This window comes from Pseudomonas sp. Pseusp3 (assembly GCF_047304225.1).
Taxonomy (GTDB): Bacteria; Pseudomonadota; Gammaproteobacteria; order Pseudomonadales; family Pseudomonadaceae; genus Aquipseudomonas; species Aquipseudomonas fluorescens_CD.
The window spans coordinates 1-23260 of sequence record NZ_JBGLYV010000012.1 but is presented as its reverse complement, the minus strand read 5'-3'; the positions used below and the strand labels follow the sequence as shown (position 1 = coordinate 23260).

General features: G+C 60.1%; 23 protein-coding genes. 10 read left to right on the top strand and 13 right to left on the bottom strand.

The genetic code is table 11. From position 1 onward, the window contains the following. The first annotated feature begins 145 nt into the window (after positions 1-145). The 5 genes from ACCD00_RS06315 (at position 146) to cfaB (ending at position 7510) form a co-directional block, all read left to right on the top strand. Positions 146-2104: an SPFH domain-containing protein gene (locus ACCD00_RS06315; RefSeq protein ID WP_413422911.1), complete on the top strand. Its 1959-nt coding sequence runs from the start codon at positions 146-148 to the stop codon at positions 2102-2104. Further along, positions 2101-3144 carry a protease modulator HflC gene (gene hflC, locus ACCD00_RS06310; RefSeq protein ID WP_413422909.1) on the top strand — a complete coding sequence of 348 codons (1044 nt, stop codon included), beginning with the start codon at positions 2101-2103 and terminating at the stop codon, positions 3142-3144. Before ACCD00_RS06315 ends, hflC begins: the two co-directional genes overlap by 4 nt. Next, complete coding sequence (gene hflK / locus ACCD00_RS06305) at positions 3141-4199, top strand: protease modulator HflK (protein ID WP_413422907.1); 1059 nt, start codon at positions 3141-3143, stop codon at positions 4197-4199. The genes hflC and hflK overlap by 4 nt, the downstream gene beginning before the upstream one ends. Next, positions 4196-6106, top strand: coding sequence for a cation-translocating P-type ATPase (locus tag ACCD00_RS06300; protein ID WP_413422905.1), 1911 nt, complete (start codon positions 4196-4198; stop codon positions 6104-6106). The genes hflK and ACCD00_RS06300 overlap by 4 nt, the downstream gene beginning before the upstream one ends. Positions 6107-6325: 219 nt before the next feature. Continuing rightward, complete coding sequence (gene cfaB / locus ACCD00_RS06295; protein ID WP_413422903.1) at positions 6326-7510, top strand: C17 cyclopropane fatty acid synthase CfaB; 1185 nt, start codon at positions 6326-6328, stop codon at positions 7508-7510. On the opposite strand, the gene cls is transcribed toward cfaB, so the two are convergent. After that, positions 7507-8946: a cardiolipin synthase gene (gene cls / locus ACCD00_RS06290; protein ID WP_413422901.1), complete on the bottom strand. Its 1440-nt coding sequence runs from the start codon at positions 8944-8946 to the stop codon at positions 7507-7509. The two genes, cfaB and cls, sit on opposite strands and share 4 nt — an antisense overlap. Positions 8947-9078: 132 nt before the next feature. Here cls and ACCD00_RS06285 point away from each other — a divergent pair, with 132 nt between their 5' ends. After that, positions 9079-9600 carry a DUF3617 domain-containing protein gene (locus ACCD00_RS06285; protein WP_413422899.1) on the top strand — a complete coding sequence of 174 codons (522 nt, stop codon included), beginning with the start codon at positions 9079-9081 and terminating at the stop codon, positions 9598-9600. A gap of 121 nt (positions 9601-9721) precedes the next feature. Here the strand turns inward: ACCD00_RS06285 and ACCD00_RS06280 are convergent, their stop codons facing one another. The 7 genes from ACCD00_RS06280 to ACCD00_RS06250 all read right to left on the bottom strand — a co-directional run bounded on the left by ACCD00_RS06280 (position 9722) and on the right by ACCD00_RS06250 (position 15247). Then, positions 9722-10600 (bottom strand): His/Gly/Thr/Pro-type tRNA ligase C-terminal domain-containing protein, encoded by an 879-nt coding sequence (locus ACCD00_RS06280; RefSeq protein WP_413422897.1) that lies wholly within the window; start codon positions 10598-10600, stop codon positions 9722-9724. A gap of 195 nt (positions 10601-10795) precedes the next feature. Further along, on the bottom strand, positions 10796-11356 hold the full coding sequence (locus ACCD00_RS06275; protein WP_008018335.1) for a carbonate dehydratase: 561 nt from the start codon (positions 11354-11356) through the stop codon (positions 10796-10798). Beyond that, complete coding sequence (locus tag ACCD00_RS06270; protein WP_413422894.1) at positions 11353-12228, bottom strand: metal ABC transporter substrate-binding protein; 876 nt, start codon at positions 12226-12228, stop codon at positions 11353-11355. Before ACCD00_RS06270 ends, ACCD00_RS06275 begins: the two co-directional genes overlap by 4 nt. Positions 12229-12239: 11 nt before the next feature. Then, entirely contained in the window at positions 12240-13106 is an 867-nt protein-coding gene (locus ACCD00_RS06265; protein WP_413422892.1) for a metal ABC transporter permease, read from the bottom strand. Further along, the gene (locus ACCD00_RS06260) at positions 13106-13774 is read right to left on the bottom strand and encodes a metal ABC transporter ATP-binding protein (RefSeq protein WP_413422890.1); all 669 of its coding nucleotides are present in this window, start codon (positions 13772-13774) and stop codon (positions 13106-13108) included. Before ACCD00_RS06260 ends, ACCD00_RS06265 begins: the two co-directional genes overlap by 1 nt. Further along, the gene (gene folE2 / locus ACCD00_RS06255) at positions 13771-14667 is read right to left on the bottom strand and encodes a GTP cyclohydrolase FolE2 (protein WP_413422888.1); all 897 of its coding nucleotides are present in this window, start codon (positions 14665-14667) and stop codon (positions 13771-13773) included. Before folE2 ends, ACCD00_RS06260 begins: the two co-directional genes overlap by 4 nt. A 202-nt stretch (positions 14668-14869) precedes the next feature. Beyond that, positions 14870-15247 carry a glutamine synthetase gene (locus ACCD00_RS06250; protein ID WP_413422886.1) on the bottom strand — a complete coding sequence of 126 codons (378 nt, stop codon included), beginning with the start codon at positions 15245-15247 and terminating at the stop codon, positions 14870-14872. Positions 15248-15389: 142 nt separating this feature from the next. Between ACCD00_RS06250 and zigA the strand changes: the two genes are divergently transcribed. Continuing rightward, complete coding sequence (zigA, locus tag ACCD00_RS06245) at positions 15390-16595, top strand: zinc metallochaperone GTPase ZigA (protein ID WP_413422884.1); 1206 nt, start codon at positions 15390-15392, stop codon at positions 16593-16595. A 15-nt stretch (positions 16596-16610) separates the two neighbouring features. Here the strand turns inward: zigA and ACCD00_RS06240 are convergent, their stop codons facing one another. Further along, positions 16611-16967, bottom strand: a complete 357-nt coding sequence (locus ACCD00_RS06240) for an NADH:ubiquinone oxidoreductase (protein ID WP_413422882.1) — start codon at positions 16965-16967, stop codon at positions 16611-16613. A 27-nt stretch (positions 16968-16994) separates the two neighbouring features. Between ACCD00_RS06240 and ACCD00_RS06235 the strand changes: the two genes are divergently transcribed. Next, the gene (locus tag ACCD00_RS06235) at positions 16995-17966 is read left to right on the top strand and encodes a CobW family GTP-binding protein (protein WP_413422880.1); all 972 of its coding nucleotides are present in this window, start codon (positions 16995-16997) and stop codon (positions 17964-17966) included. A gap of 4 nt (positions 17967-17970) precedes the next feature. Here ACCD00_RS06235 and ACCD00_RS06230 read toward each other — a convergent pair whose 3' ends face one another. Continuing rightward, a complete protein-coding gene (locus tag ACCD00_RS06230; RefSeq protein WP_085716156.1) occupies positions 17971-18384 on the bottom strand; it encodes a DUF3301 domain-containing protein in 414 nt (137 codons plus the stop codon). 119 nt (positions 18385-18503) lie between these two features. On the opposite strand from ACCD00_RS06230, the gene pdxY reads away from it, so the two are divergent. Then, a complete protein-coding gene (gene pdxY, locus ACCD00_RS06225; RefSeq protein WP_413422878.1) occupies positions 18504-19376 on the top strand; it encodes a pyridoxal kinase PdxY in 873 nt (290 codons plus the stop codon). 124 nt (positions 19377-19500) lie between these two features. On the opposite strand, the gene ACCD00_RS06220 is transcribed toward pdxY, so the two are convergent. Further along, positions 19501-19983, bottom strand: coding sequence for an acyl-CoA thioesterase (locus ACCD00_RS06220; protein WP_007934430.1), 483 nt, complete (start codon positions 19981-19983; stop codon positions 19501-19503). Between the two features lie 287 nt (positions 19984-20270). Here ACCD00_RS06220 and ACCD00_RS06215 point away from each other — a divergent pair, with 287 nt between their 5' ends. Next, positions 20271-22034 (top strand): cation:proton antiporter, encoded by a 1764-nt coding sequence (locus ACCD00_RS06215; RefSeq protein ID WP_413422876.1) that lies wholly within the window; start codon positions 20271-20273, stop codon positions 22032-22034. Positions 22035-22056: 22 nt separating this feature from the next. Here the strand turns inward: ACCD00_RS06215 and ACCD00_RS06210 are convergent, their stop codons facing one another. Continuing rightward, positions 22057-22464, bottom strand: a complete 408-nt coding sequence (locus ACCD00_RS06210; protein WP_057396553.1) for an SMI1/KNR4 family protein — start codon at positions 22462-22464, stop codon at positions 22057-22059. 138 nt (positions 22465-22602) lie between these two features. Further along, positions 22603-23260, bottom strand: a 658-nt coding sequence (locus ACCD00_RS06205) for a Tim44 domain-containing protein (RefSeq protein ID WP_413422873.1), incomplete at its 5' end; no start/stop codon positions are given.

Below are 23260 nucleotides of genomic sequence, written 5' to 3'. Positions count from 1 at the left end.
TATGTGCGTTCTGCAGCATTTCGGTCAAGGCTTCAGGTAAGCGACAGGTTGGGCAATTTTAGATAGCGCGCTTGAATACGGAAATTTCACCATTTTCGTTATATCGTAACGAATTGCCATGTAAACGAAGACACTCTGGGGTGGTATGCAAGTCGATCTCGATGTTGATGAAACGCCGTTAGCCGGGTTGCCGCGCTTTCAGCAGGCGTTCATTCAAGGGCGGCGTTTGCGCCAGTTCGCCATCGGTGCGGGCGTACTCGCGACGGTGGGTGTGCTGCTGGCGCTTTTTGCCGGGCTGTTTACGTCGCAAACATTGTGGCCAGCGTTGCTGCTGAACCTGAGCATGGCGTTTGTCGTGTTGATGGCGGGTGCGCAATCGGCCTGGTGGGTGGCCCAGTGGCGTGCCCGCGCCATGAATCCCGTGGTGCCGGTGGTCGTTGTCGACGAACCTGCCGCCCCTGCCGGGTGGTATGAACGCTTGCTGGACCGGATCGGCCAGCAATCCCGGCACTTGCTCGGGCAAATCGGCGCGCCGACGCTGTGGCTTGGCGGTTGGGCATTGTTGGCGGTATTGGGCGTCGAACAGGCCTGGAACCTTGCGTTACCCCCGGCAGCACTGGGCCTGGCGGCCACCGTCGGTGCCGCGTGCTCCTTGCTGTTGGCCTTCGGCCTGTTGGTGATGGAGCGTCATCTGGCGCAGGAAAACACCGCGCAATGGCCTGAAGCCGCCACGTTGGCTCAATTGATTCGTGTGGTGATCATCAGCCTGGTGCTCGGTGCTTTTTGTCTGCTGTTTGCCGATGAAACCTCGGTATGGCCCGTCCGCCTGGCGGTGTTGATCGGCCTGCTACCGGGGCTGGTGGCGGCAGAACTGTTGCTGCGCGCGGTGTTGTCGTTGTTCAGCCCGCGCCGCGAAGGTCTTGAGCCGGAGTTGCTGGCGCGCAGTTTTGTCGCTGACATGCTGCGCTGGCCACCGCAGCCATTGCTGGCGTTGCAGCACGAATTGCATAACCGCTTCGGCATCGATCTGCGGCAGATCTGGGCTTTCACTTATATGCGCCGGGCGTTCCTGCCGGTGCTGGCGGTGGTTGTGCTGGTTGGCTGGTCGCTGACCGGCATTCACGAAATTGCACTGCAAGGACGTGGCATCTACGAGCGATTCGGCAAGCCAGTTGAGGTGTTTGGCCCAGGTTTGCATATGGGTTTGCCGTGGCCATTGGGCCGCGTATTGAACATCGAGAATGGCGTGGTTCACGAATTGGCCACCAGTGTTGGCGAAACCTCGGCCCCCGCTCAGGCTGACCCCGCCGAAGGCCCGGCTCCGGCGATTGCCAACCGCTTGTGGGATGCCAGCCATGTGAATGACAAATCGCAGGTGATCGCCAGCAGCCGAGCCGACAAGCAGAGCTTTCAGATCGTCAACATGGACGTGCGCTTCGTCTATCGCATTGGCCTCAGCGATGAGGCGGCGTTGGCCGCGACCTATAACAGTGCCGATGTGCCGATGTTGATTCGCAGCACCGCCAGCCGAATCCTGGTCCACGACTTCGCCTCCCGCACCCTCGACGGTTTGCTTGGCGAGGACAGGGTAGGGCTGGCCGAAGAAATCGGCCGCGCCGTCCAGGCTGACCTGCAAAAACTCGACAGCGGCGTGGAAATTCTCGCCACGGTGGTCGAGGCGATTCACCCGCCGGCCGGTGCAGCCAATGCCTATCACGGCGTGCAAGCAGCGCAGATTGCTGCGCAAGCCCTGATCGCCCGGGAACGCGGCGCCGCTGCCGAGGCCACCAACCAGGCGCAATTGCAGGCCAGCATCGCCCGGGATCAGGCGACGGCCAGTGCTCGTGAAATCAATGCTGGCGCCCAAGCGGCAGACCTGAAATTCAACGCCGAACAGAAAGCCTACGCCAGCGCTGGTCAGGCCTTTGTGCTGGAGCAGTATTTCAGTCAATTGTCCCAGGGTTTGGCCAACGCCAAGTTGCTGGTTCTTGATCATCGCCTGGGCGGCAGCAGCAATGCGCCAACCATCGACCTCCGTACGTTCACGCTGCCGGTTGACTCTGCGCCGTCGCGTAAAACCGCTCAGCCAGGAGCTGCCAATTGAGCCAGTCCCATACTCACGATCACGATGACCACGCTGGCCACGATCACGGCCATGGCGGGCATCACCACCACGGCCATCACCATCATCACCACGGCGATCCGCAGGAGGCCGGTCCATTCCCGTGGCGTCGCATGGGTTGGGCTGCATTGCTGGTAGCGTTTGCGGTCGCTGCCGCAAGCCTGGTGCAGGTGCGTTCGGGTGAGGCCACGGTGATCACACGCTTCGGCAACCCTTCACGCGTCTTACTGGAACCGGGGCTGGGCTGGCGCTGGCCGGCACCGTTCGAGGCGGCGATCCCGGTGGATCTGCGGTTGCGCACCACGTCCAGCGGTTTGCAGGATGTCGGTACCCGGGACGGTTTGCGCATCATCGTCCAGGCCTACGTGGCGTGGCAGGTACAGGGCGATCCGGACAATGTGCAACGTTTCATGCGCGCGGTGCAGAACCAGCCCGATGAAGCCGCGCGGCAGATTCGTACCTTTGTCGGCTCCGCACTGGAAACCACCGCCAGCAGTTTTGATCTGGCGAATTTGGTGAATACCGATGCCAGCCAGGTGCGCATCGCCGATTTCGAAGCACAACTGCGCAAGCAGATCGATCAGCAACTGCTCACCACTTATGGCGTGCGCGTGTTGCAGGTCGGTATCGAACGGTTGACGCTGCCTTCGGTGACGCTCACCGCGACCGTCGACCGGATGCGCGCCGAGCGTGAAACCATCGCCACTGAACGCACGGCCATCGGCAAGCGTGAAGCCGCGCAAATTCGTTCTGCCGCCGAGCGTGATGCGCGAATTGTGCAGGCAGATGCCACCGTGAAAGCGGCGGATATCGAAGCGCAATCACGGGTCGAAGCGGCGCAAATTTATGGGCGTGCCTATGCTGGATCGCCACAGCTCTACAACCTGCTGCGCTCGCTCGACACCTTGGGCACGGTAGTGACGCCGGGGACCAAGCTGATTCTGCGCACCGACGCCGCACCGTTCCGGGTGTTGGTTGACGGTCCGCCGAGCCTCGACAACAAGTCCGGATCACAGCCATGAGTTTGGTTCCACGTGGAACAAATGAGTTGAGCAGCCCCTGGATTCAGGCCGGGCGATTGGCGTTTATTGCCCTGTACGCGGTGACGGTGTTGGCGGCGTTGGCGTGGGCGTTTTCCAATGTGCGGCAGATCGATCCACAAAATCGCGCCGTGGTTTTGCATTTCGGCGCGCTGGATCGCATTCAGAATGCCGGGCTGTTATTGGCTTGGCCGCAACCGTTCGAACAGGTGATTTTGTTGCCGGCGGCGGATCGGGTGATCGAGCGGCGAGTGGACAGTCTGTTGCGCAGTGGTGCCGCGATGCAGGCAGATCGCGTGGCCAGTTTTGCCACGCCCATCAGCGATGCCCTCGCAGGTTCCGGCTATCTGTTAACCGGTGATGCCGGAGTGGTTCAACTCGATGTGCGGGTTTTTTACAAAGTCACCGAGCCTTATGCGTTCGTGCTTCAGGGCGAACACGTGTTGCCGGCTCTGGATCGTCTGGTGACCCGCAGCGCGCTAGCGCTCACGGCCGCGCGGGATCTGGACACCATTCTGGTCGCTCGTCCGGAATTGATCGGCGCCGATAGCCAGGCGGCGGAACGTCGTGAGCGCTTGCGTGGTGATCTGGTGCAGGGCATCAATCAACGGCTGGCCGAACTCACGACAACAGGACAAGGCTTGGGGATCGAAGTGGCGCGAGAGGATGTGCAATCGAGTTTGCCCAGCCCTGCGGTGAACGCCTTCAACGCGGTACTCACGGCCAGCCAGCAAGCCGATAAAGCCGTCGCCAATGCGCGCACCGAAGCCGAGAAGTTGACGCAGACCGCCAACGAGCAAGCCGACCGTACGCTGCAAGTGGCCCATGCCCAGGCGAGCGAACGACTGGCCAAAGCCTCGGCTGATACCGCCACGGTGTTGAGCCTGGCCAAGGCACAACAGCAGGGGACTGACCCGCAAATGCTGCTGCGCATTTATCGCGAGCGGATGCCGAAAATTCTCGGCCAGGCCGGCTCGGTCACGACTGTCGATCCCAAAGACGATTCCCGCCTGATCATTCAGGGAGCAACACAATGACTGCGCAAACCGCCACCGCGCCGAGCATGTTGTCTTCGGCAGAACAACGTAGCGCCGCGCGCCAGTTGACCCTGGCCATGCTCGCATTGGGCCTGCTTGCACTGGGCCTGATCTGGCGATGGCTGGCGCCGGAGCAATCCGGTGTCAGCCAGCTGCTGCTGGGTTTTGCCTCGTTGCTGGTCGCCGTGCCGGTCATGCGCTCGGCCTGGTACAGCTTGCGTTATCCGAGCCTGCACGGCATCACCGATCAATTGATTGCCCTGGCCATGCTGGGTGCCTGGGCCACCGGTGATCTGCTGACCGCAGCGTTGTTGCCGATCATCATGATTTTCGGCCACGTGCTGGAAGAGCGCAGCGTGATCGGCTCCCAGGAGGCGATTCACGCCCTCGGCAAACTGACCCGCAGCCACGCGCGCAAGGTGCAGGCGGATGGCTCCATCATCGAAGTCGACAACGGCACGCTCAAGGCTGGTGATCTGGTCGAGGTGCGCGCCGGGGACCGGGTGCCGGCGGATGGCCGGGTGCTATCCGGGCAGGCCAGTCTGGACACCGCCTCCATTACCGGCGAATCGGTACCGATGGAGGCGGGCGTCGGCATGTCGGTGTTCGGTGGCGCGATCAACCTCGACGGCCTGCTGCGAATCGAAGTGACCCGCACCGGCCAGGAATCGACCCTCGGCAAAGTCATCGCCCTGATGCAAAACGCCGAGCGCTCGAAGCCGCCGATCACTCGTCTGCTGGAGCGTTACGCCGGCAGCTATATGGTGCTGGTGTTGCTGCTGGCCGCCGTGACCTGGTTCATCACCAACAACGCTCAAGCGATGCTCGCGGTGTTGGTCGCGGCCTGTCCTTGTGCACTGGTGTTGTCGGCACCGGCCACGGCGATTGCCGGGGTGGCAGTGGCGGCACGTCACGGGATTTTGATCCGCAGTTCCGCGTTCCTTGAAGAGTTGGCGGACCTCACCTCCCTGGTGGTCGATAAAACCGGCACGCTGACCTTCGGCACCTTGCGCCTGCAATCCATCGACAGTCCGCTTGAGGATCGCAGCCATGTCCTGAAGCTGGCTGCCAGCCTCGGCTCGGCCAGCAGTCACCCGGTCAGCCGTGCGTTGGCGGGGCTGGTGACCCAGGAGCATTTCCTGCTGCTTTCCGACATTCATGAGCGCCAAGGCCTGGGCGTGGTGGCGATGACCGGGCAGGGCGAAGCGGCACTCGGCCGGCCAGAGTTGTTCGCGCAACTGGGCATCAGCACAACAACGGTTCCCGATCATGACGGCCCGATTGCTGGGCTGGCACTCAACGGTGAGTTCCTCGCGTGGCTGTTGCTGGCAGACAGCGTTAAACCCGAGGCGCAGTTTGCCTTGAGCGAGTTGCGTGACCTGGGGTTGGGCCGTCAGTTGTTGCTCACCGGTGACCGACACAGCGTCGCGCAAACGCTCGCCCGGGATGTCGGGATCAGTGACGTCGAAGCGCAGGCGCTGCCCGAAGACAAACTCAACCGCGTGCTCAAGGAGATCGATAGCGGCTTTCGGCCAATGGTGGTCGGCGATGGCATCAACGACTCACTGGCCCTCAAGGCCGGTGTGGTCGGTGTGGCCATGGGCGCCGGTGGCGCAGACATCGCCCTGGCATCGGCGGACATCGTGCTGATTGGCAGTGACTTGCGCCGCCTCGGCACCTGTGTGCGTCTGAGTCGTCAGTGCCGTCAGACGTTGCAGGTGAATGTAATCATCGGACTGGGCTGGACCCTGGCGATCGTGGCCTTCGCCGCGTTCGGCTGGCTTGGCGCTGCCGGGGCGATGATTGCGGCGTTGCTGCATAACCTCAGCACCCTGTTGGTGTTGGGCAATGCCGGTCGTTTGCTGCGGTTCCAGGAGCCACTGCTCAAACTCAAGGACGAAGCCTGAAGGCGATTGCTCTAAACCGGGTAGTCGCGAGGACTTCAATTTTTTAGAACTGTGCGCGCGGTTCGTAGTCATTGAAGATGAGGGCACATCATTTTGTGCGTTCGCGGCGGCAGGTGTAGGCGTCGCGAATCATTGAAAACGGCTATTAATTAGATAGCCAGCTATTTTTCAAAGATGGTCTACCCTCTGTTTAGACGTCTGAAACAAGGGGGATTCTCCATGCTCGCGCATCTTCCACCGGCCTTACAGAATCTGCAATTACCGCTTCGCCTGAGACTCTGGGATGGCCATGAATTCAATCTGGGGCCGACGCCCAGTGTCACGATTGTGGTCAAGGACCCACAAATGGTCACCCAGTTTACCCATCCAAGCCTGGACGCCCTTGGCGCTGCATTTGTCGAAGGCAAACTTGAGCTTGAAGGCTCTATCAGCGATGTGATCCGCGTCTGCGATGAATGGAGCCAGGCGTTGCTGGATGAAGGCGACGACAATCAGCCGGTTCGTAGCGCCCACGACAAAGAGATGGATGCCAAGGCGATTTCCTACCACTACGACCTTTCCAACGCGTTCTATCAGCTGTGGCTCGACAGCGACATGGCGTATTCCTGCGCTTACTTCGAGACTGGCAGCGAAAGCCTCGAGCAGGCCCAGCAGGCCAAATTCCGTCATTTGTGCCGCAAACTGCGCCTGCAGCCCGGCGAATATCTGCTGGATGTGGGTTGCGGTTGGGGCGGATTGGCTCGTTACGCGGCGCGAGAATTTGGCGCGAAAGTGTTCGGTATCACCCTCAGCAAGGAGCAGTTGGCCCTGGCCCGGGAACGCGTAAAAGCGGAAGGCCTGGAGGACCTGGTCGAACTGCAACTGCTCGACTATCGCGATCTGCCGCAGGATGGCCGTTTCGATAAAGTGGTCAGCGTCGGCATGTTCGAACACGTCGGCCACGCCAATCTTGCCGAGTACTGCAAGACCCTGTTCGGCGCGGTGAAAGACGGCGGCCTGGTGATGAACCACGGGATCACCGCCAAATACACCGATGGCCGTCCGGTCGGACGCGGTGCCGGTGACTTCATTGGAAAATATGTGTTCCCCAATGGCGAGCTGCCACACCTGTCGATGATCTCTGCCGAGATCAGTGAGGCCGGGCTGGAAATCGTTGACGTCGAGAGCTTGCGCCTGCACTACGCGCGCACGCTCGATCACTGGAGCGAACGCCTGGAAGACAACCTCGAAGCGGCCTCCAGACTCGTACCGGAACAAGTCCTGCGCATCTGGCGGCTCTACCTGGCCGGTTGCGCTTACGCGTTCGCCCGCGGCTGGATCAACCTGCACCAGATTCTCGCCGTGAAGGCCCACGCCGATGGCAGTCATGAACTGCCATGGACCCGGGACGATATCTACCTCTAGAGAATCGGTGAAATAAGCCGGGCGACCCGCATGCCGAGCTGTTGGACGCGGTGGGTCTCCCGGCTTTCTTCTTTGGCGATTTCGTGGGCGTTGGCAAAGTCATCGTTGAGCATCTGTTCCACCTCGGCGGCGAACGCGCTGTCGACGGTCAGCAACATCACTTCGAAATTCAGCCGGAACGAACGGTTGTCCATGTTGGCGCTGCCGATGGCGCTGATTTCGCTGTCGATCAACACCACTTTCTGGTGCAGGAACCCGGGTTCGTAACGGAATACCCGCACACCGGCGCGCACTGCTTCGAAGGCGTAGAGGCTGGAGGCAGCGTAGACGATTCGGTGGTCGGGCCGGGACGGTAACAGCAGGCGCACATCCACTCCGCGCAGTACCGCCAGGCGCAACGCCGCGAACACGGCTTCGTCGGGGATGAAATACGGGCTGGTAATCCAGACCCGCTCGGTCGCCGCGTGGATGGCCTCGACAAAGAACAATGAGCAGGTTTCGCAGGCATCGGCCGGGCCGCTGGCGAGTAACTGGCACAGCACGCCGCCTTCCGGATAAACCTCGGGCAGGATCAGCGGCGGCAATGCACGAGCCGCCCAGAACCAGTCTTCGGCGAAAGACTCCTGCATGCACGCCACCACTGGCCCGCGCACTTGTACGTGGGTATCGCGCCAAGGGGCCAGGGGCGGCTTCTCGCCCATGTATTCGTCACCGACGTTGTGCCCGCCGACGAAGCCGAGAATGCCGTCCACCACCACGATCTTGCGGTGGTTGCGAAAGTTCACCTGAAAGCGGTTGAGCCAGCCACTTCGGGTGGCGAAGGCTTTGACCTCGACCCCGCCATCACGCAAGGCCTGCACGTAGCCGTGGGGCAGGGAGTGGCTGCCGATTCGGTCATATAGCAGGTAAATCGCCACGCCTTCGGCGGCTTTCTTCAACAGCAGGGATTGCAGGCGTTGGCCGAGCCGGTCGTCGTGAACGATGAAGAACTGGATCAGCACGGCTTCCTTCGCCCGGCTGATGGCATCGAAAATGGCCTCGAATGTCGACTGACCGTTGATCAACAGGCGCATCTCGTTATTGGCCAGGCAAGGCATGGTTCCGAGCTTGGGCATTGCTCTGAGTGAGGCGTATGCGGCCGAAGCGCGGGCGGTGAGTGCTTCTTCCACCCAGGGGCGCCAGTTGAGTTCGGAGACGGCCTTGCGCATTTCCTCGTTGGCCTGTCGCCGGGCCTTGATGTAACCATCAAAGGTGCTGCGGCCGAACACCAGGTACGGGATCAGCGTGAAGTAAGGGATGAAAAACAGCGACAGGGCCCAGGCGATCGAGCCTTGGGCGGTACGGACGGTCAACACCGCGTGTATGGCCGCGATCATGCCCAGCGAGTGCAGCAGGGCGATGGTATAACCGAAAATATGCGGTCCGAAATAATCCATGGGGGCTGCCTTGCTCCTGGAGATTCAGTGCTTAACAGACCATGTTCCGTGCAGAATGTCGCTAATTAATTGACCCATGAACCGAAGCGCGTGGCCGACGTCTAACGGCCACAACTGATCAGGAGTTACTCGATGAACGTTCGTCTGCTGGGTTTGGCCATGGCACTGGGTTTGGCACTTCCTGTGGCGGCTCACGCGCAAATGCTGCAACCAGGATTGTGGGAGCTGACCACGAGCAACATGAAGGTCGATGAGCAGAATATGCCGGACCTGCAATTGATCCTGGGTCAGCTTCAGAGCCAGATGACCCCTGAGCAGCGCGCACAGCTGGAAAAGCAGGGCATCACCATGGGGGGCAAAGGGATCCGGGCGTGCCTGACCCCAGAGCAGGTCAGGACCGATAACATTCCGTTGACCGATCCGCAGTCGGGCTGCAAGCAGGAAATCACCGACCGCTCCGGCAATCAGTGGAAATTCCGCTTCAGTTGCCCGAGAGCCCAGGGTGCCGGCGTGGCGACATTCGTCAGTGATCGCGAATTCACCACCAAGGTCAACGGGACGTTCAACGCCACCGGCATTCAGCAGAAAGGTAGCCTCGAATCCCGCGCCGTCTGGTTGGGTCAGGACTGCGGCACGGTGAAGCCAAGAGCCTAAAAGCTTCGTCGGATCGTCTTCGCGAGCAAGCCCACACATTGGTTTTGTGAACACCACAGATCCAGTGTGGGAGCGGGCTTGCTCCGGGCGGCGATCCGACGAAAGCGTCCATCCAGCCTCCCTAGATCCCCGGCCGACTCAACCATTCACACGCCGCCTCGACGGCCATCCGGCCAAAATCCTCCCCCGTACGACTGCGCACACTGACAAACCCCCCGGCCTGTTCTTTTTCGCCAACCACCACCAGGTACGGCACGGTCTGGCTGTGCTGGCGAATCTTGTAGCGGACTTTTTCGTTACGCAGGTCGGCCTTGGCACGCACACCCCGTTGGCGCAAGGATTCGGTCACCGCTTGTGCATAAGTCGCCTGGCGGTCATCCATGCTCACGACGACCACGTGGGGTGGAACGCGCCAGTGCTGCAGTTCCTGGTGGCTGGACCAGCATGTGCCGTAGATCCGTTGTTGCAACGTTCCGCTGATGTGATCGAGGGCAAACGCCTGCAAGACTTTGGTGGTGGGGACATGCGGTCCATGGCTCTGGTATTCGGTGTCCCCCAGGCGGTATAGCGGCACCTCTTCGCGCGGCGGCCGACGGCGGATCGAGTGATTGGTCGCTGCCAGTGACTGCATGCGCGCTTCGATGAGGGGCAGGTCTGCCGGGGTCAGCGGTCGCTCGACTGAAAACTCGTAAAAGAAACCGTCGCCCAATTCCTTTCCCGCGCGCATTTGCGCATGGGGGTGGAGTTGCTTGACCGCCATGGCCAGCATCAATGCACAGGAGCGCCGCAGGATCTCCAGGCCGTCCGGCTCCCGGGGGGTGACAATGCTGACCCGGGCATCCGCCTCGATCATGTATTCGCAGTCCACCAGTACACCATCGACTCGGCCCGCTACGGCTGCGCTGGCCAGTTCGGGGCCGATGCTGGCGGCCACCTCGTGCACGGACAGCGGCTGGTCGTACTCACGCAATGAACCATCGGGCAGGGTGATCTGGATCATGGTCGGCGTACTCTGGTGCTTCTAACGAGCGTTATCGCATAAACCGTAGGGGTTCTGTCATTAAGACGTTTGTCGTGCCAGGCAATTTGTACTGACACGATGGCTGGTTTTGGCCTCCAGTGTGGTGATCGGCAAAATCTGTTCCGCGACCAGTTCCAGCAACGCGGGCATTGCGAATCAGTACGCTGTTCATGGTCAGAACTCGTTTTGCAGGGCTTTGTAGCCCCGCACCAGATCGACGTTTGTGCGCGCCACGTCTTCGGAAAACTCCGAGGCACTGACGCTCACCGGCGGATATTGCGAGAGGTCGGTGTTGGGACCGATCCGCGTGGTGGAAGGCACGTAGAAGGCCGCAGGCAGGTCACGCCCGTCGACCACCGAGTTGTGCCGTACCACGCAACCGTCACCGACCACGCAGTTGAACAGCACGCTGTTGAAGCCTATGAACACTCGATTGCCGACGGTGCAGGGGCCATGCACGATCGAGCGGTGGGCGATGGAACTGAATTCGCCAATGGTCACCGCCGCACCGGATTTTGAATGGATCACCACGCCGTCCTGGATGTTCGAATTGGCGCCGATGGTGATCGGCTGCATGTCGCCCGAGTCATCGACTTCGTCAGCGCGTATCACCGCGTAGGGGCCGACGAACACGTTCTCGCCGATCACCACTTTGCCGCAGATGATTGCCGTTTTGTCGACGTAGGCAGACTCGGCAATCAGCGGTAAATCGCCGGAAGGGTTCTTGCGGATCATGGCTTGCTCAACGCGTTGTACAGGGTGTTGAGGTTGTACTCGAACAACCCGGTGAAGGTGCTGGCCGGGCCGCTCGCCGCAAGGGCATCGGAGTACAGCGTGCCGCCGATCTGCGCACCGCTTTCATCGGCGATCTGCTTGAGCAGGCGGGCGTCCTTGATGTTTTCCATGAACACCGCCTTGACCTTGGCCTGACGAATCTGGGTGATCAGTGCGGCCACCTCGGCGGCCGAAGGTTCGCGCTCGGTGGACAGGCCTTGAGGTGCCATGAACTCGATGCCGTAGGCTTGGCCGAGATAACCGAAGGCGTCATGGGACGTCACGATCTTGCGGTTGCCCGCTGGCAATGAACCGAGTTTGGCCTTGGCTTCGGCGAGCAGGGCGTAGACCTGTTTCAGATACGCCTGGCTGTTGCGTTCATAGTCGGCGGTGTTCGCCGGGTCAGCGGCGATCAGCGCCTTGGTGATGTTGGCGATGTACAGTTCGGTGTTTGCCAGGTTATGCCAGGCATGCGGGTCGGGAACGGTTTCACCGTCTTCATCCAGGCTACGCGGAATGACACCGTGGCTCGCGCTGATGACCGGTGCCCGGGTCTCGGTGCTGGTCACCAGACGATCCAGCCAGGGTTCGAAACCCAAGCCGTTCTTGATGATGAGCCTGGCTTTGAGCAGCGCTTTGGCGTCGTCCGGTGTCGGCTCGTACGTGTGGGCATCCGCGTCCGGGCCGACCATGTTGGTGATCTGAATGTGATCCTTGCCGATCTGACGGGTCATGTCGGCAAGGATGCTGAAGCTGGTGACCACCTGAAGTTTTTCAGCAGCAGACAGCGACATCGACACCATCAAACTGAGCAGCACGAGTAAAGCGCGCATCGGATAACACCTCATTGGGATGTGAGCAAAGGCGGGCGGCGCAGCAAGCCGTGCACCGGTCCGAATACCACGGACAACAGATACCCAGCGCCTGCGACCAACACGATTGCCGGGCCACTGGGCAGCGAGTAGTAGAACGAGATCAACAGGCCGAGCCACACCGAGAGGCTGCCGAGCAAAGCGGCGACGACGATCAGTACCGGCAAACGGCGACTCCAGAAACGCGCTGCAGCGGCAGGCAACATCATCAAGCCGACCACCATCAATGCGCCGATCGCCTGAAAACCAATGACCAGATTCAACACCACCAGTGTCAGGAACACGCCGTGGGCCAGTGGGCCAAGTCGGCTGACGGTTTGCAGAAAAAGTGGGTCGAGGGTGTCGAGCAGCAGCGGTCTGTAGATCAATGCCATGGCCATCAGACTCAGGCCCGAGACCCAAAGCATGCCGGTCAAAGTGGGGCCATCGACCGCCAGCGCCGAGCCAAACAGCAGGTGCAACAGGTCCAGGCGTTTGCCGGCAATGCCGAGAATCAACACGCCACTGGCCAGGGAAATCGGGTAAGTCGCCGCGAGGCTGGCATCCTCTCGCAGGCCGGTGCGTCGGGTAATCCAGGCAGCGAGGCCCGCCATACTCAGGCCGGCACCGAGGCCACCGATGGTCAACGCCGGGAGGCTCAATCCGGCAAACCAGAAGCCCAGTGCCGCACCGGGAAGGATGCCGTGGGCGACGGCATCGCCGATCAGGCTCATGCGTCTGAGGATCAGAAACACGCCCAAGGGCGCCGTGCTGCACGCCAGGAGCAAACCACCGAGCAACGCCCGACGCATGAAGACGAACTCGTGGAACGGTTGCCAGAGATGCGTTGCAGCGATCATCAGGCCACCTGCGATTGAGGTTGTTGGCGGATCAGTTCGGAGCTCGGGCCGAATACACAACCTCTGCCTTTGATCAGCAATGTGTGTGGGATGTGCTCGCGGACAGCGGCGAGGTCGTGGCACACAACCACCAGCGTCCGGCCTTCGAAGTGCCACTGATGTATGTGCTTCCAGAGCAATGCCTGGCCGCGTTCATCGAGGGCCGCGTGGGGTTCGTCGAGCAACAGCAAGGGCGCTTCGGTCAGGCTCAATCGGGCGAGCAGGGCGCGTTGCAACTCACCGCCGGAAAGGGCCATCAGGGGGCGATCTTCGAGGCCGTTCAGGCACCAGTTTTCGAGGGCGGCTTTCAGTCGTTGGCTGCGGATTTCCGCTGATTGTCTGTTGCCCCAGAAACCGGCAGCGACCAATGCCTGAAGGCTGATCGGGAATTGTCTGTCCAGGTGTTGTTGCTGAGGCAGGAACGACACACCGCCCCTGCGTGGAACACCCAGCCGTACTTTTCCAGCCAAGGGTTTCTGCAGGCCGGCGATGACCTTCAACAGGCTGCTTTTACCGGACCCGTTCGCACCGATGATGGCGGTCAGGCTGCCCTTCGGCAGTTCGAAGTCCAGCGCCGGCGTGAGTGGCTGTCCCGGTGCGCCCCAACGCAAGGATTGGCAACCAATCATGCTGCCTCCCAGTTGAATCGGCTTTCCGCTACGGCGTCATGGGCGTGCAGGCTTTCGGCGTGGATCACGCGAATGTGGAAGGCGTTAATGCCCGTGGAACGCTTCAGGGCCAGATTCAAACGGCGTGCGGCGTCTTCGCAGAACATCAGGTTCTGACCGTTGGCCAGGGCGAAGGCCTGTTCGTCGGCGCGTTTTACCGCTGTTTGAACGGCTGTGCCGAGTGCGGCTTCGGCGTCGTTGATGACGGCGATCAGAGGCAACTCATCCAGAAAATCAGCCAGCCGTACGCGTAACTTTGCGCTGCTGCGTTGGCTGTGAGGTGTGGCGACGATGCCGTTGGTGGAGCCGAGCCACGCCAAAACGTCAGCGTGTTGCAGCGGTTTGTTGGCGAAATCATCGACGAATTGCTGCTGAATCAGCTGTCGAGAAAGGGCCGCAGAACACGGACAGGTTGAGGAATAAAGCAGGTCGATTTTTAGTTCCACGTGGAACATCGCATTTTTCAAACGCGCTTCGATGCTCACCGGATAACTTTTCCAGCCCGCCAGTGGGCTGATCAGCGCCGGTCTTTTCAGCAGCACATCGGCGTGAATGGTTAAGTGAGCGCTGCTGGACAGCCCTTCATGACTCTCAAGAAAGCGCTGCAAAACCCGGCGCAATAAGGCCGGTGAAAGGCTTTCCTGCTCCAACAGTTCAAGTGCCAGATAGAGCCGTGACATGTGAATGCCGCGCGCATTGCCGTCGTCGAGACTCACGCCGGCATCGGCCTTTGCATTCAATCGTTGGCCATCAAACAAAACAGGAAGAGCAATGCCGCACATGCCCACCCACTCCAGTGGCAGGGCTTGGCGTGAGGCCTGCGTGGCGATATCCGGCAGAGTCAGCGCATTCATGAGCAGGTCCATCGTGGGAGTTGATTTGACATGTTATAGTATAACAATTAAATCGACGATGCCTTTTTCATGAACAGGTCTTCATCGACCACCGTGGCACCAGCCTCAGCGGTGATCTCAGTCGTTGGCCCAGGGCAGTACCGTACTTGGCAGCCTGGCGGGTATCACCACGTTGCATCAGAGGCGCGTGGAGCAGGCTGGCCTAACACCCAGCGATCCGGCTGCAGGTGAACTTGGCGCTGCTGCCGCCGGAGCTGGAAAACCGGTTGATCGTGGTCCAGCCGACGCGCTGGTTGTAGCCAACCCACGCCTCGCCATCGGAAGCGATACCGGTGAAGAACGTGAACTGGCCGTAGCGGCTGTTGGTCTGCACCCAATAGCGTTTGCCGGCCGTTTCGAACCCACGCAGATAGATCGTGCTTCCCGCGGTGTTGACGCTGTAGGCGTTGCCATCCGCATCCACGCAGGCCAACAGGTTGGCGCTACGAGTGCACCTGGCCAGGCTCGGGACCTGGGCCATCGCGTCGGCAGCCACCAGCAGGGACAGCGTTATCAATGCGGGTTTAAGGGCGTTGCGCATGAGCTTTCTCACGAGGGGAGCGGCGTTCAGCATCCTGTCCTTTGCCCTACTGAGCAAGAGGGGATGGTCTATTTGAATTGTTACAGTATAACATTATGTAGGCCCGGCACAGCGACCGGGCATCCCTGTGAGGAATATGCAGATGCCCAATCGACTCCCCGTGACCGTTCTCTCCGGCTTTCTTGGTGCCGGAAAAAGTACACTTCTTAATTACATACTACGTAATCGCGATGGTTTGCGGGTTGCAGTCATCGTCAACGATATGAGCGAAATCAACGTCGATGGCACCGAAGTCCAGCGTGATGTCAGTCTTAATCGGGCTGAAGAACGGTTGGTGGAAATGAGTAACGGGTGTATTTGCTGTACGTTACGTGAAGATTTGCTGGAGGAAGTGAGTCAGCTCGCCAGGGAAGGTCGCTTCGACTATCTGCTGATCGAGTCCACCGGTATTTCCGAACCGCTGCCGGTGGCGGAAACCTTCACCTTCCGCGATGAAAGCGGCCAGAGCCTCAACGACATCGCACGTCTGGACACCATGGTCACGGTGGTCGATGGCATGAACTTCCTGCTCGATTACCAGGCTGCCGAAAGCCTGGCTTCCCGAGGCGAAACACTTGGGGAAGAAGACGAGCGTTCGATCACCGATCTGTTGATTGAGCAGGTCGAGTTCGCCGATGTGATTTTGCTCAGCAAGGTCGACTTGATCAGCAGCCACGAACGCGAGGAACTGATCGCCATACTTCAACGGCTCAACGCCCAAGCGGAAATCATTCCGATGGCAATGGGCGAAATCCCTTTGAATAAGATTCTAAACACTGGTCGTTTTGACTTCGAAAAGGCGGCCCAGGCACCGGGATGGTTGCAGGAACTGCGCGGCGAACACGTGCCGGAAACCGAAGAATACGGCATTGCTTCCAGCGCTTACCGGGCTCGCCGGCCGTTCCACCCGCAGCGTTTCTTCAACTTCATCGACGGGTCTTGGGACAACGGCAAGCTGCTGCGCTCCAAGGGCTTCTTCTGGCTGGCGAGCAAGCACATGGACGCCGGCAGTTGGTCCCAGGCCGGTGGTTTGATGCGCTATGGTTTTGCCGGGCGCTGGTGGCGTTTCGTACCGAAAAACCAATGGCCGCAGGACGCGGAAAGTACCGCCGGGATCATGAAAAACTGGTCCGCCGACAGCGGGGACTGTCGCCAGGAGCTGGTATTCATCGGCCAGAACATCGACTTTACGCAGCTCACGGCCGAACTGGACGCATGCCTGCTGACCGATGAAGAAATGGCGTTGGGCGAAGAGGGCTGGCGTTTGCTGCCTGATCCATTCGGCCCCTGGTACGAAGAGGTTGCCTGATCCTCTATGGGTGCTTCAAGGCTTGAGCCAGGTGCCTTGGCTGCGAGTCTCGCAGTACGGCTGTAAATACGCCGTGTCAGTGGCAACGCCGTAATAGTGAATATCCTGTCGGTAGGGCATATTGGCGACTCGGGCGTTGCTGCAGATACCAAATGCGCCGCCGGGGCACTGATCGACATACCGGACCTCGACTTTCTGCCCCGCCAGGTTCGGCTGGCAGAAGCCATCGGCGAAGAGTTTTGGCGGGATGTTGCGGTTCTGCTGGCAAACCTGGACATCAAGCCGCTCGGCCTGGCTGTGAACCACGCAAGCCTGGGCCTGTGCCTCGCCTGAAACGAGTGCCAGGAGCAATGACAAGCCAATCAACCGCATCCATCACCTCCTCAGAAATCATCGACCATGCTGCAGAATATCCCCACTCATGTCATTGCCGGCCCGTTGGGCGCCGGCAAGACCAGCCTGATCAAACACCTGCTGGCCCAGCGCCCGGCTGGCGAGCGCTGGGCGGTGTTGATCAACGAGTTCGGCCAGATCGGTCTCGATGCTGCGCTCCTGACCCGGGATGCAGATGGTATCGCACTGGGCGAAGTGGCCGGAGGCTGCTTGTGTTGCGTCAACGGCGCACCGTTCCAGATTGGTCTTGGGCGTTTGTTGCGCAAGGCACAGCCGGATCGGCTGTTCATCGAGCCCTCAGGGCTGGGGCATCCGGCACAGTTGCTCAGGCAATTGAGCGAAGCGCCGTGGCAAGGTGTGTTGGCTGTTCAGCCTTGTGTACTGGTGTTGGACGCCCAGGCGCTTGCTGCAGGTAAACCGCTGCCGCAGGCGCAACAGCAAGCGCTGAGCCATGCGGGATTGTTACTGCTGAACAAATCTGAAGGTCTCGAAGAAGAAAGTCGCCAGCGAATCGCCAGGCAATTGCCGCCGACTCCTCTGCACTGGACGCAACAGGCGGTTTTACCCTTGAGCGAGTTGCCGGGGCTGAAAGCCAAGGCGCTGGAGGGTGTGGACAACTTCGTTGTGCCCAAGGGATTGGCGCAGATGCCGGCTGTCTGGACTGATCCCGCGTTGCCCATCTGCTTGAGTCAGGAACAGGGCGGTGGCTGGAGCATCGGTTGGCGCTGGCATTCGAGCCAGGTGTTTGATGCCGCCCTGGTCTGCCGCTGGCTGGAAAGCCATGGCTGGCAGCGGGCGAAGCTGGTTATCCACAGTGTGCAAGGGTGGGTCTCGGTGAATGCGGTGGATAACTCGGTGCTGGACTGGCGGCCCAGTGAATGGCGGCAGGATTCGCGTATCGAGCTGATTTTCAGTGAGCCGCAGAATGCAGAACGACTGCAGAGTGAGCTTGCAGCGTGTCGATCCGAACCGGGTTAATGGCTCAAGGTCGCCACTTGGTATGTTCCTGACGCCACTGGCTCAGCTCGATCACTTCTGCGCGAGGCTTCACCACCTCGACCGGAGGTTCGGTTTCGTCGAATGGAACCGGGTAGGGCGCCAGTTCAATCTGTGCGCTGTGAGCGCCGAACTGGGTGATGGTGCCGTTGTGGCGGGTTTCGCCGGTCACGGTGAATTCGAAGTTGTACACGCGGGCCAGGCGCCGCCGACCACTGGCATCCCGGATGAACGCTATTCTTTTCAAGGCCACGTTGCCGTCCAGCAATTCGATCCCGAGTTTGCTGCAGTGCTGTTTGACCCGCTCCAGCGCGCGTTCGCGCAAGCCGTGATTGTGCCAAAGCCATGCGCCGGCAGTGGCGAAAAGCATCAGCACGAATATATTTCCAAGGGTCAGCATCAACAGGGTGCTCCAACAAGATAGTGTCAGCTTAACTGCGTCGCTGGTCTGTCGTACAGGCTGCGTTTAGTCGCATACTGCGCGGCTAGAATTTCAATCGTTTTACGGAAATCCACCGCATGAAACGTACTCCGCATTTGCTCGCTATCCAGTCCCACGTGGTATTCGGTCACGCCGGCAACAGTGCCGCGGTTTTCCCGATGCAACGGGTCGGGGTGAATGTCTGGCCGCTCAACACCGTGCAATTCTCCAACCACACCCAGTACGGTCAGTGGGCCGGTGAAGTGCTGGCACCGCAGCAGATACCGGACCTGGTCGAAGGCATCGCGGCGATTGGCGAATTGGGCAACTGCGATGCGGTGCTCTCCGGTTACCTCGGCAGTGCGGCCCAGGGCCGGGCGATCCTGACGGGAGTGGCGCGGATCAAGTCGATGAACCCCAAGGCGCTTTACCTGTGTGACCCGGTCATGGGGCATCCGGAGAAGGGCTGCAGTGTTCCGGCGGAAGTCGGTGATTTTCTGTTGGAAGAGGCCGCCGCCGTGGCGGACTTCATGTGCCCGAACCAGCTGGAGCTGGACAGCTTCTCCGGACGCAAGCCGCAATCGCTGTTCGATTGCCTGGCCATGGCGCGCGTTTTGTTGGCGCGCGGCCCAAAAGCGGTCCTGGTCAAGCATCTGGACTACCCCGGTAAACCGGCAGAGGTCTTCGAGATGCTGCTGGTGACGACCGAAGGCAGCTGGCATTTGCAGCGCCCGTTGCTGGCGTTTCCGCGTCAGCCGGTGGGTGTGGGCGATCTGACGTCCGGGTTGTTCCTGGCGCGTGTGCTGCTGGGAGACAGTCTGGTAGCCGCGTTCGAGTTCGCGGCATCGGCGGTGCATGAAGTGCTGCTGGAAACCCAGGCGTGTGCCAGCTACGAGTTGGAACTGGTTCGGGCTCAGGACCGGATTGCCCATCCGCGGGTGCGGTTCGAAGCGAGCTCGATCAGCCTCTGATTCAGCGTTGCCACCATTCGTCGGATCGCCGCCCGGAGCAAGCCCGCTCCCACACAGGACAACTGTGGGAGCGGGCTTGCTCGCGAAGGCTATCTAAAGAACACCATCAGCCCGCCAGGCACACTCAGGCGTCGCCCTTGATTTCCTGATAGCGCTTTTCCAGCTCCTGACGAATCTGCCGACGCTGCTGGGCCTGCATATAGCGGCGCTTGTCTTCGCTGTTCTGCGGTTGCAGCGGCGGTACCGATGCAGGTTTACGCTGGTCATCCACCGCAACCATGGTGAAGAAGCAACTGTTGGTGTGACGCACCGAGCGCTCGCGGATGTTCTCGGTCACCACTTTGATACCCACCTCCATGGAGGTGTTGCCGGTGTAGTTGACCGAGGCGAGAAAGGTCACCAGTTCGCCGACATGGATCGGCTCACGGAAAATGACCTGGTCCACCGACAGGGTCACCACATAGCGGCCGGCATAACGGCTGGCGCAGGCGTAGGCCACTTCGTCGAGGTATTTGAGCAGGGTGCCGCCGTGAACATTGCCAGAGAAGTTGGCCATGTCTGGGGTCATCAATACCGTCATCGACAGCTGGGCGTTTCCGGGTTCCATAGCATTCTCACGGGTCAAGACCAGGTTTGAGGGATGCACCTCTGCGGGTGCCTCAGCGGTTTTTTCAAACCAACAGTTATCGGGACGCCGGGTGCGGAGTCGCCGTCACGCCGGATCGATCTGTTTCCATATATTGCACCGCCTTTCTGCCAGAAGTCGCGGTGTTACCCTGCAAAAAAGCTCTGCTTCAAGGGCATTTCCTACACGCAATCCAGATTTTTGTTCTGTTCGATCAGACTTTTCCTGCGTCCGGGGATCGAGCAATGCCATCCAGGGAGTCTCACACCATGCATGCCATCAGTTTCATTCAGGATCTGGCAGTGATCATGTTGATCGCAGGTGTGGTCACCGTGGTTTTCCACCGCCTGAAACAACCGGTGGTGCTGGGATATATCGTCGCCGGCTTCATCATTGGCCCGCACACCCCGCCATTCGGCCTGATCCATGACGAACAAACCATCAAGACCCTGGCCGAACTCGGCGTGATATTCCTGATGTTCTGCCTGGGCCTGGAGTTCAGCCTGCGCAAGTTGTTCAAGGTCGGCGCCACGGCATTCATCGCGGCGTTCCTGGAAATCGTGTTGATGATCTGGATCGGCTACGAGATTGGTCGCTGGTTCGACTGGAACACCATGGATTCACTGTTCCTCGGTGCGATCCTGGCGATTTCCTCGACCACCATCATCGTCAAGGCACTCAACGATCTGAAGTTGAAGAACGAGCGATTTGCACAGCTGATATTCGGGGTGCTGATCGTCGAAGACATTCTGGGTATCGGCATTATCGCATTGCTGTCCAGCATCGCCGTCAGCGGTACGGTCAGCTCCGGCGAAGTGTTTTCTACCGTCGGCAAACTGTCGCTGTTCATGATCGTCGCATTGGTCATCGGCATTCTGATGGTGCCGCGGTTGCTGGCCTACGTGGCCAGATTCGAGAGCAACGAAATGCTGCTGATTACCGTGCTGGGCCTGTGTTTTGGCTTTTGCCTGCTGGTGGTCAAGCTTGAATACAGCATGGTCCTCGGGGCGTTCCTGATCGGCGCGATCATGGCTGAATCCCGACAACTGCTGAAAATCGAGCGCTTGATTGAACCGGTTCGCGATCTTTTCAGTGCGATTTTCTTTGTAGCCATCGGGCTGATGCTCGATCCGGCGATCCTGCTTCAGTACGCCTGGCCGATCGCCGTAATCACCGTAGCCGTGGTGCTCGGCAAGATGTTGTCCTGTGGCCTTGGTGCGTTTATCGCCGGTAATGACGGACGCACCTCGCTGCGAGTCGGGATGGGTCTTTCACAGATTGGCGAGTTCTCTTTCATCATTGCGGCACTCGGCATGACGTTGCAGGTCACCAGTAACTTTCTATACCCCGTGGCTGTGGCGGTTTCGGTGATCACGACCTTACTGACGCCTTATCTGATCCGCGCGGCTGATCCATTGTCTATCAAGCTCGCCGGCGCCATGCCGGAACGCCTGGGACGGGTGTTGGGGATGTACGGCGAATGGCTGCGCAGCATCCAGCCTCAGGGTGAGGGCGCGTTACTGGCATCCATGATTCGGAGGATTTTGCTGCAGGTGGGAGTCAATCTGGCGCTGGTAATCGCGATCTTCTTATCAGGTGCGTTCTTCGCCGAGCGTATGTCGGCTTACCTGCAAGGCTGGATCAGCGACCCGAGCTGGCAGAAGGCATTGATCTGGGGCGGGGCGCTGTTGTTGTCGCTGCCTTTTTTGATTGCGGCGTACCGCAAGCTCAAAGCACTGTCGATGTTGCTGGCGGAAATGGGCGTTAAGCCAGAGATGGCCGGGCGCCACACGCAGCGAGTGCGCCGGGTGATCTCCGAAGTGATCCCGATCCTGTCGCTGCTGGTGATCTTTTTGCTGCTGGCAGCCTTGTCGGCCAGTATTCTGCCGACCAACAAGTTGCTGGTACTGATCGCCGTGGTCGCGGCCGCCGTGGCGGCGCTGCTGTGGCGCTGGTTCATTCGTGTGCACACGCGGATGCAGGTGGCGTTGCTGGAAACCCTCGACAATCACAAGGAGTCGTCCAGGCATTGACCACCTTGCGGCGTTGGTGGGATCAGCTTTCCAGCCAGACGTCCCGCGCCCAGTGCCACACGGACTCCCAGGTTTCTTCGGCGATCAGCTCTTCTTCGGCCTGCCAAAGCACCACGGTGCCGTCCTCTTCGACCAGGTAGTAGTCATCACCGACTTGGCAGATAGGAATCATGCTGCGATCAACGCCAGCGTCCCAGGCGTTGGCGGCAACGTCGGGCAGGTAGGTGTGGGATTGCGGGTCGGTCACGGTGACCGGTTCCAGGCTACCGTAGACCACGTCGCTGACGGTCAGCAGAAACTCTCTGAAGACGAACGGAATGTCGATGAACAGTTGTTCTTCGATTTCGACCAGCAGGTCTTCGTCGGGCAGTTCCAAGGGGACCGGTACCGGTTCGTTGGCTTCACGCAGTTGTTCGATGATTTCTTCCACGTCCGGGATCCTCTTGCTTGTATGGCGCGGTTTATATGGGGCGGTTTATACAGTAGCTCGCTATAGATGCAACCGTGAAATAGAAAACCCCGGCCGAAGCCGGGGTTTTGTTTACAGCAGCTGAAGTTCTGCGCGGGATCAGCCGTTCTGGCGGATACCGGCCACCAGCCAAGGCTGGTTTTCGCCTTGGGCGCGTTCCATGTTCCAGCTTTCGCTGAAGACTTCGCCCTGGTCGAAACGCGAGGTTTTCGACACGCCAGTGAAGGTCAGGGTGGCGATGGTCTTGTCGGCGCGATCGTCCACACCGTCCAGTTGTACATTGAGGTTATCAATGTAGGTGGACTGGAAACCGTCGCCCAGGTCGGCACGTTCGCGCTTGAGGAATTCCAGCATTTGCGGAGTGACAAATTCGGCGATCTTGTCCATTTCGTTGGCGTCCCAGTGCTGTTGCAGGGACTGGAAGTGATTGCGTGCCGCTTCGACGAAGTTCCTTTCGTTGAACCAGGCTGGAGCATTGATCACTGGACGGGCGGCAACAGGCGCTGCCGAACCACCGAAGATGGAACCGCCGGCCGGCTTTTGTTCGAACGCTTTACGCTGCATCGGCGCATGGCCGGCCGGAGCGTAATGCTCCTGCTGCTTGCGACGACGGGCGGCGATAAAGCGGAAGACCAGGAACGCGATGACGGCCATGATCAGGATGTCGAAGATCTGCATGCCCTGGAAGCCGCCACCCATGAACATGGATGCCAGCAGGCCACCGGCGGCGATACCGGCCAGAGGGCCGAGCCAGCGC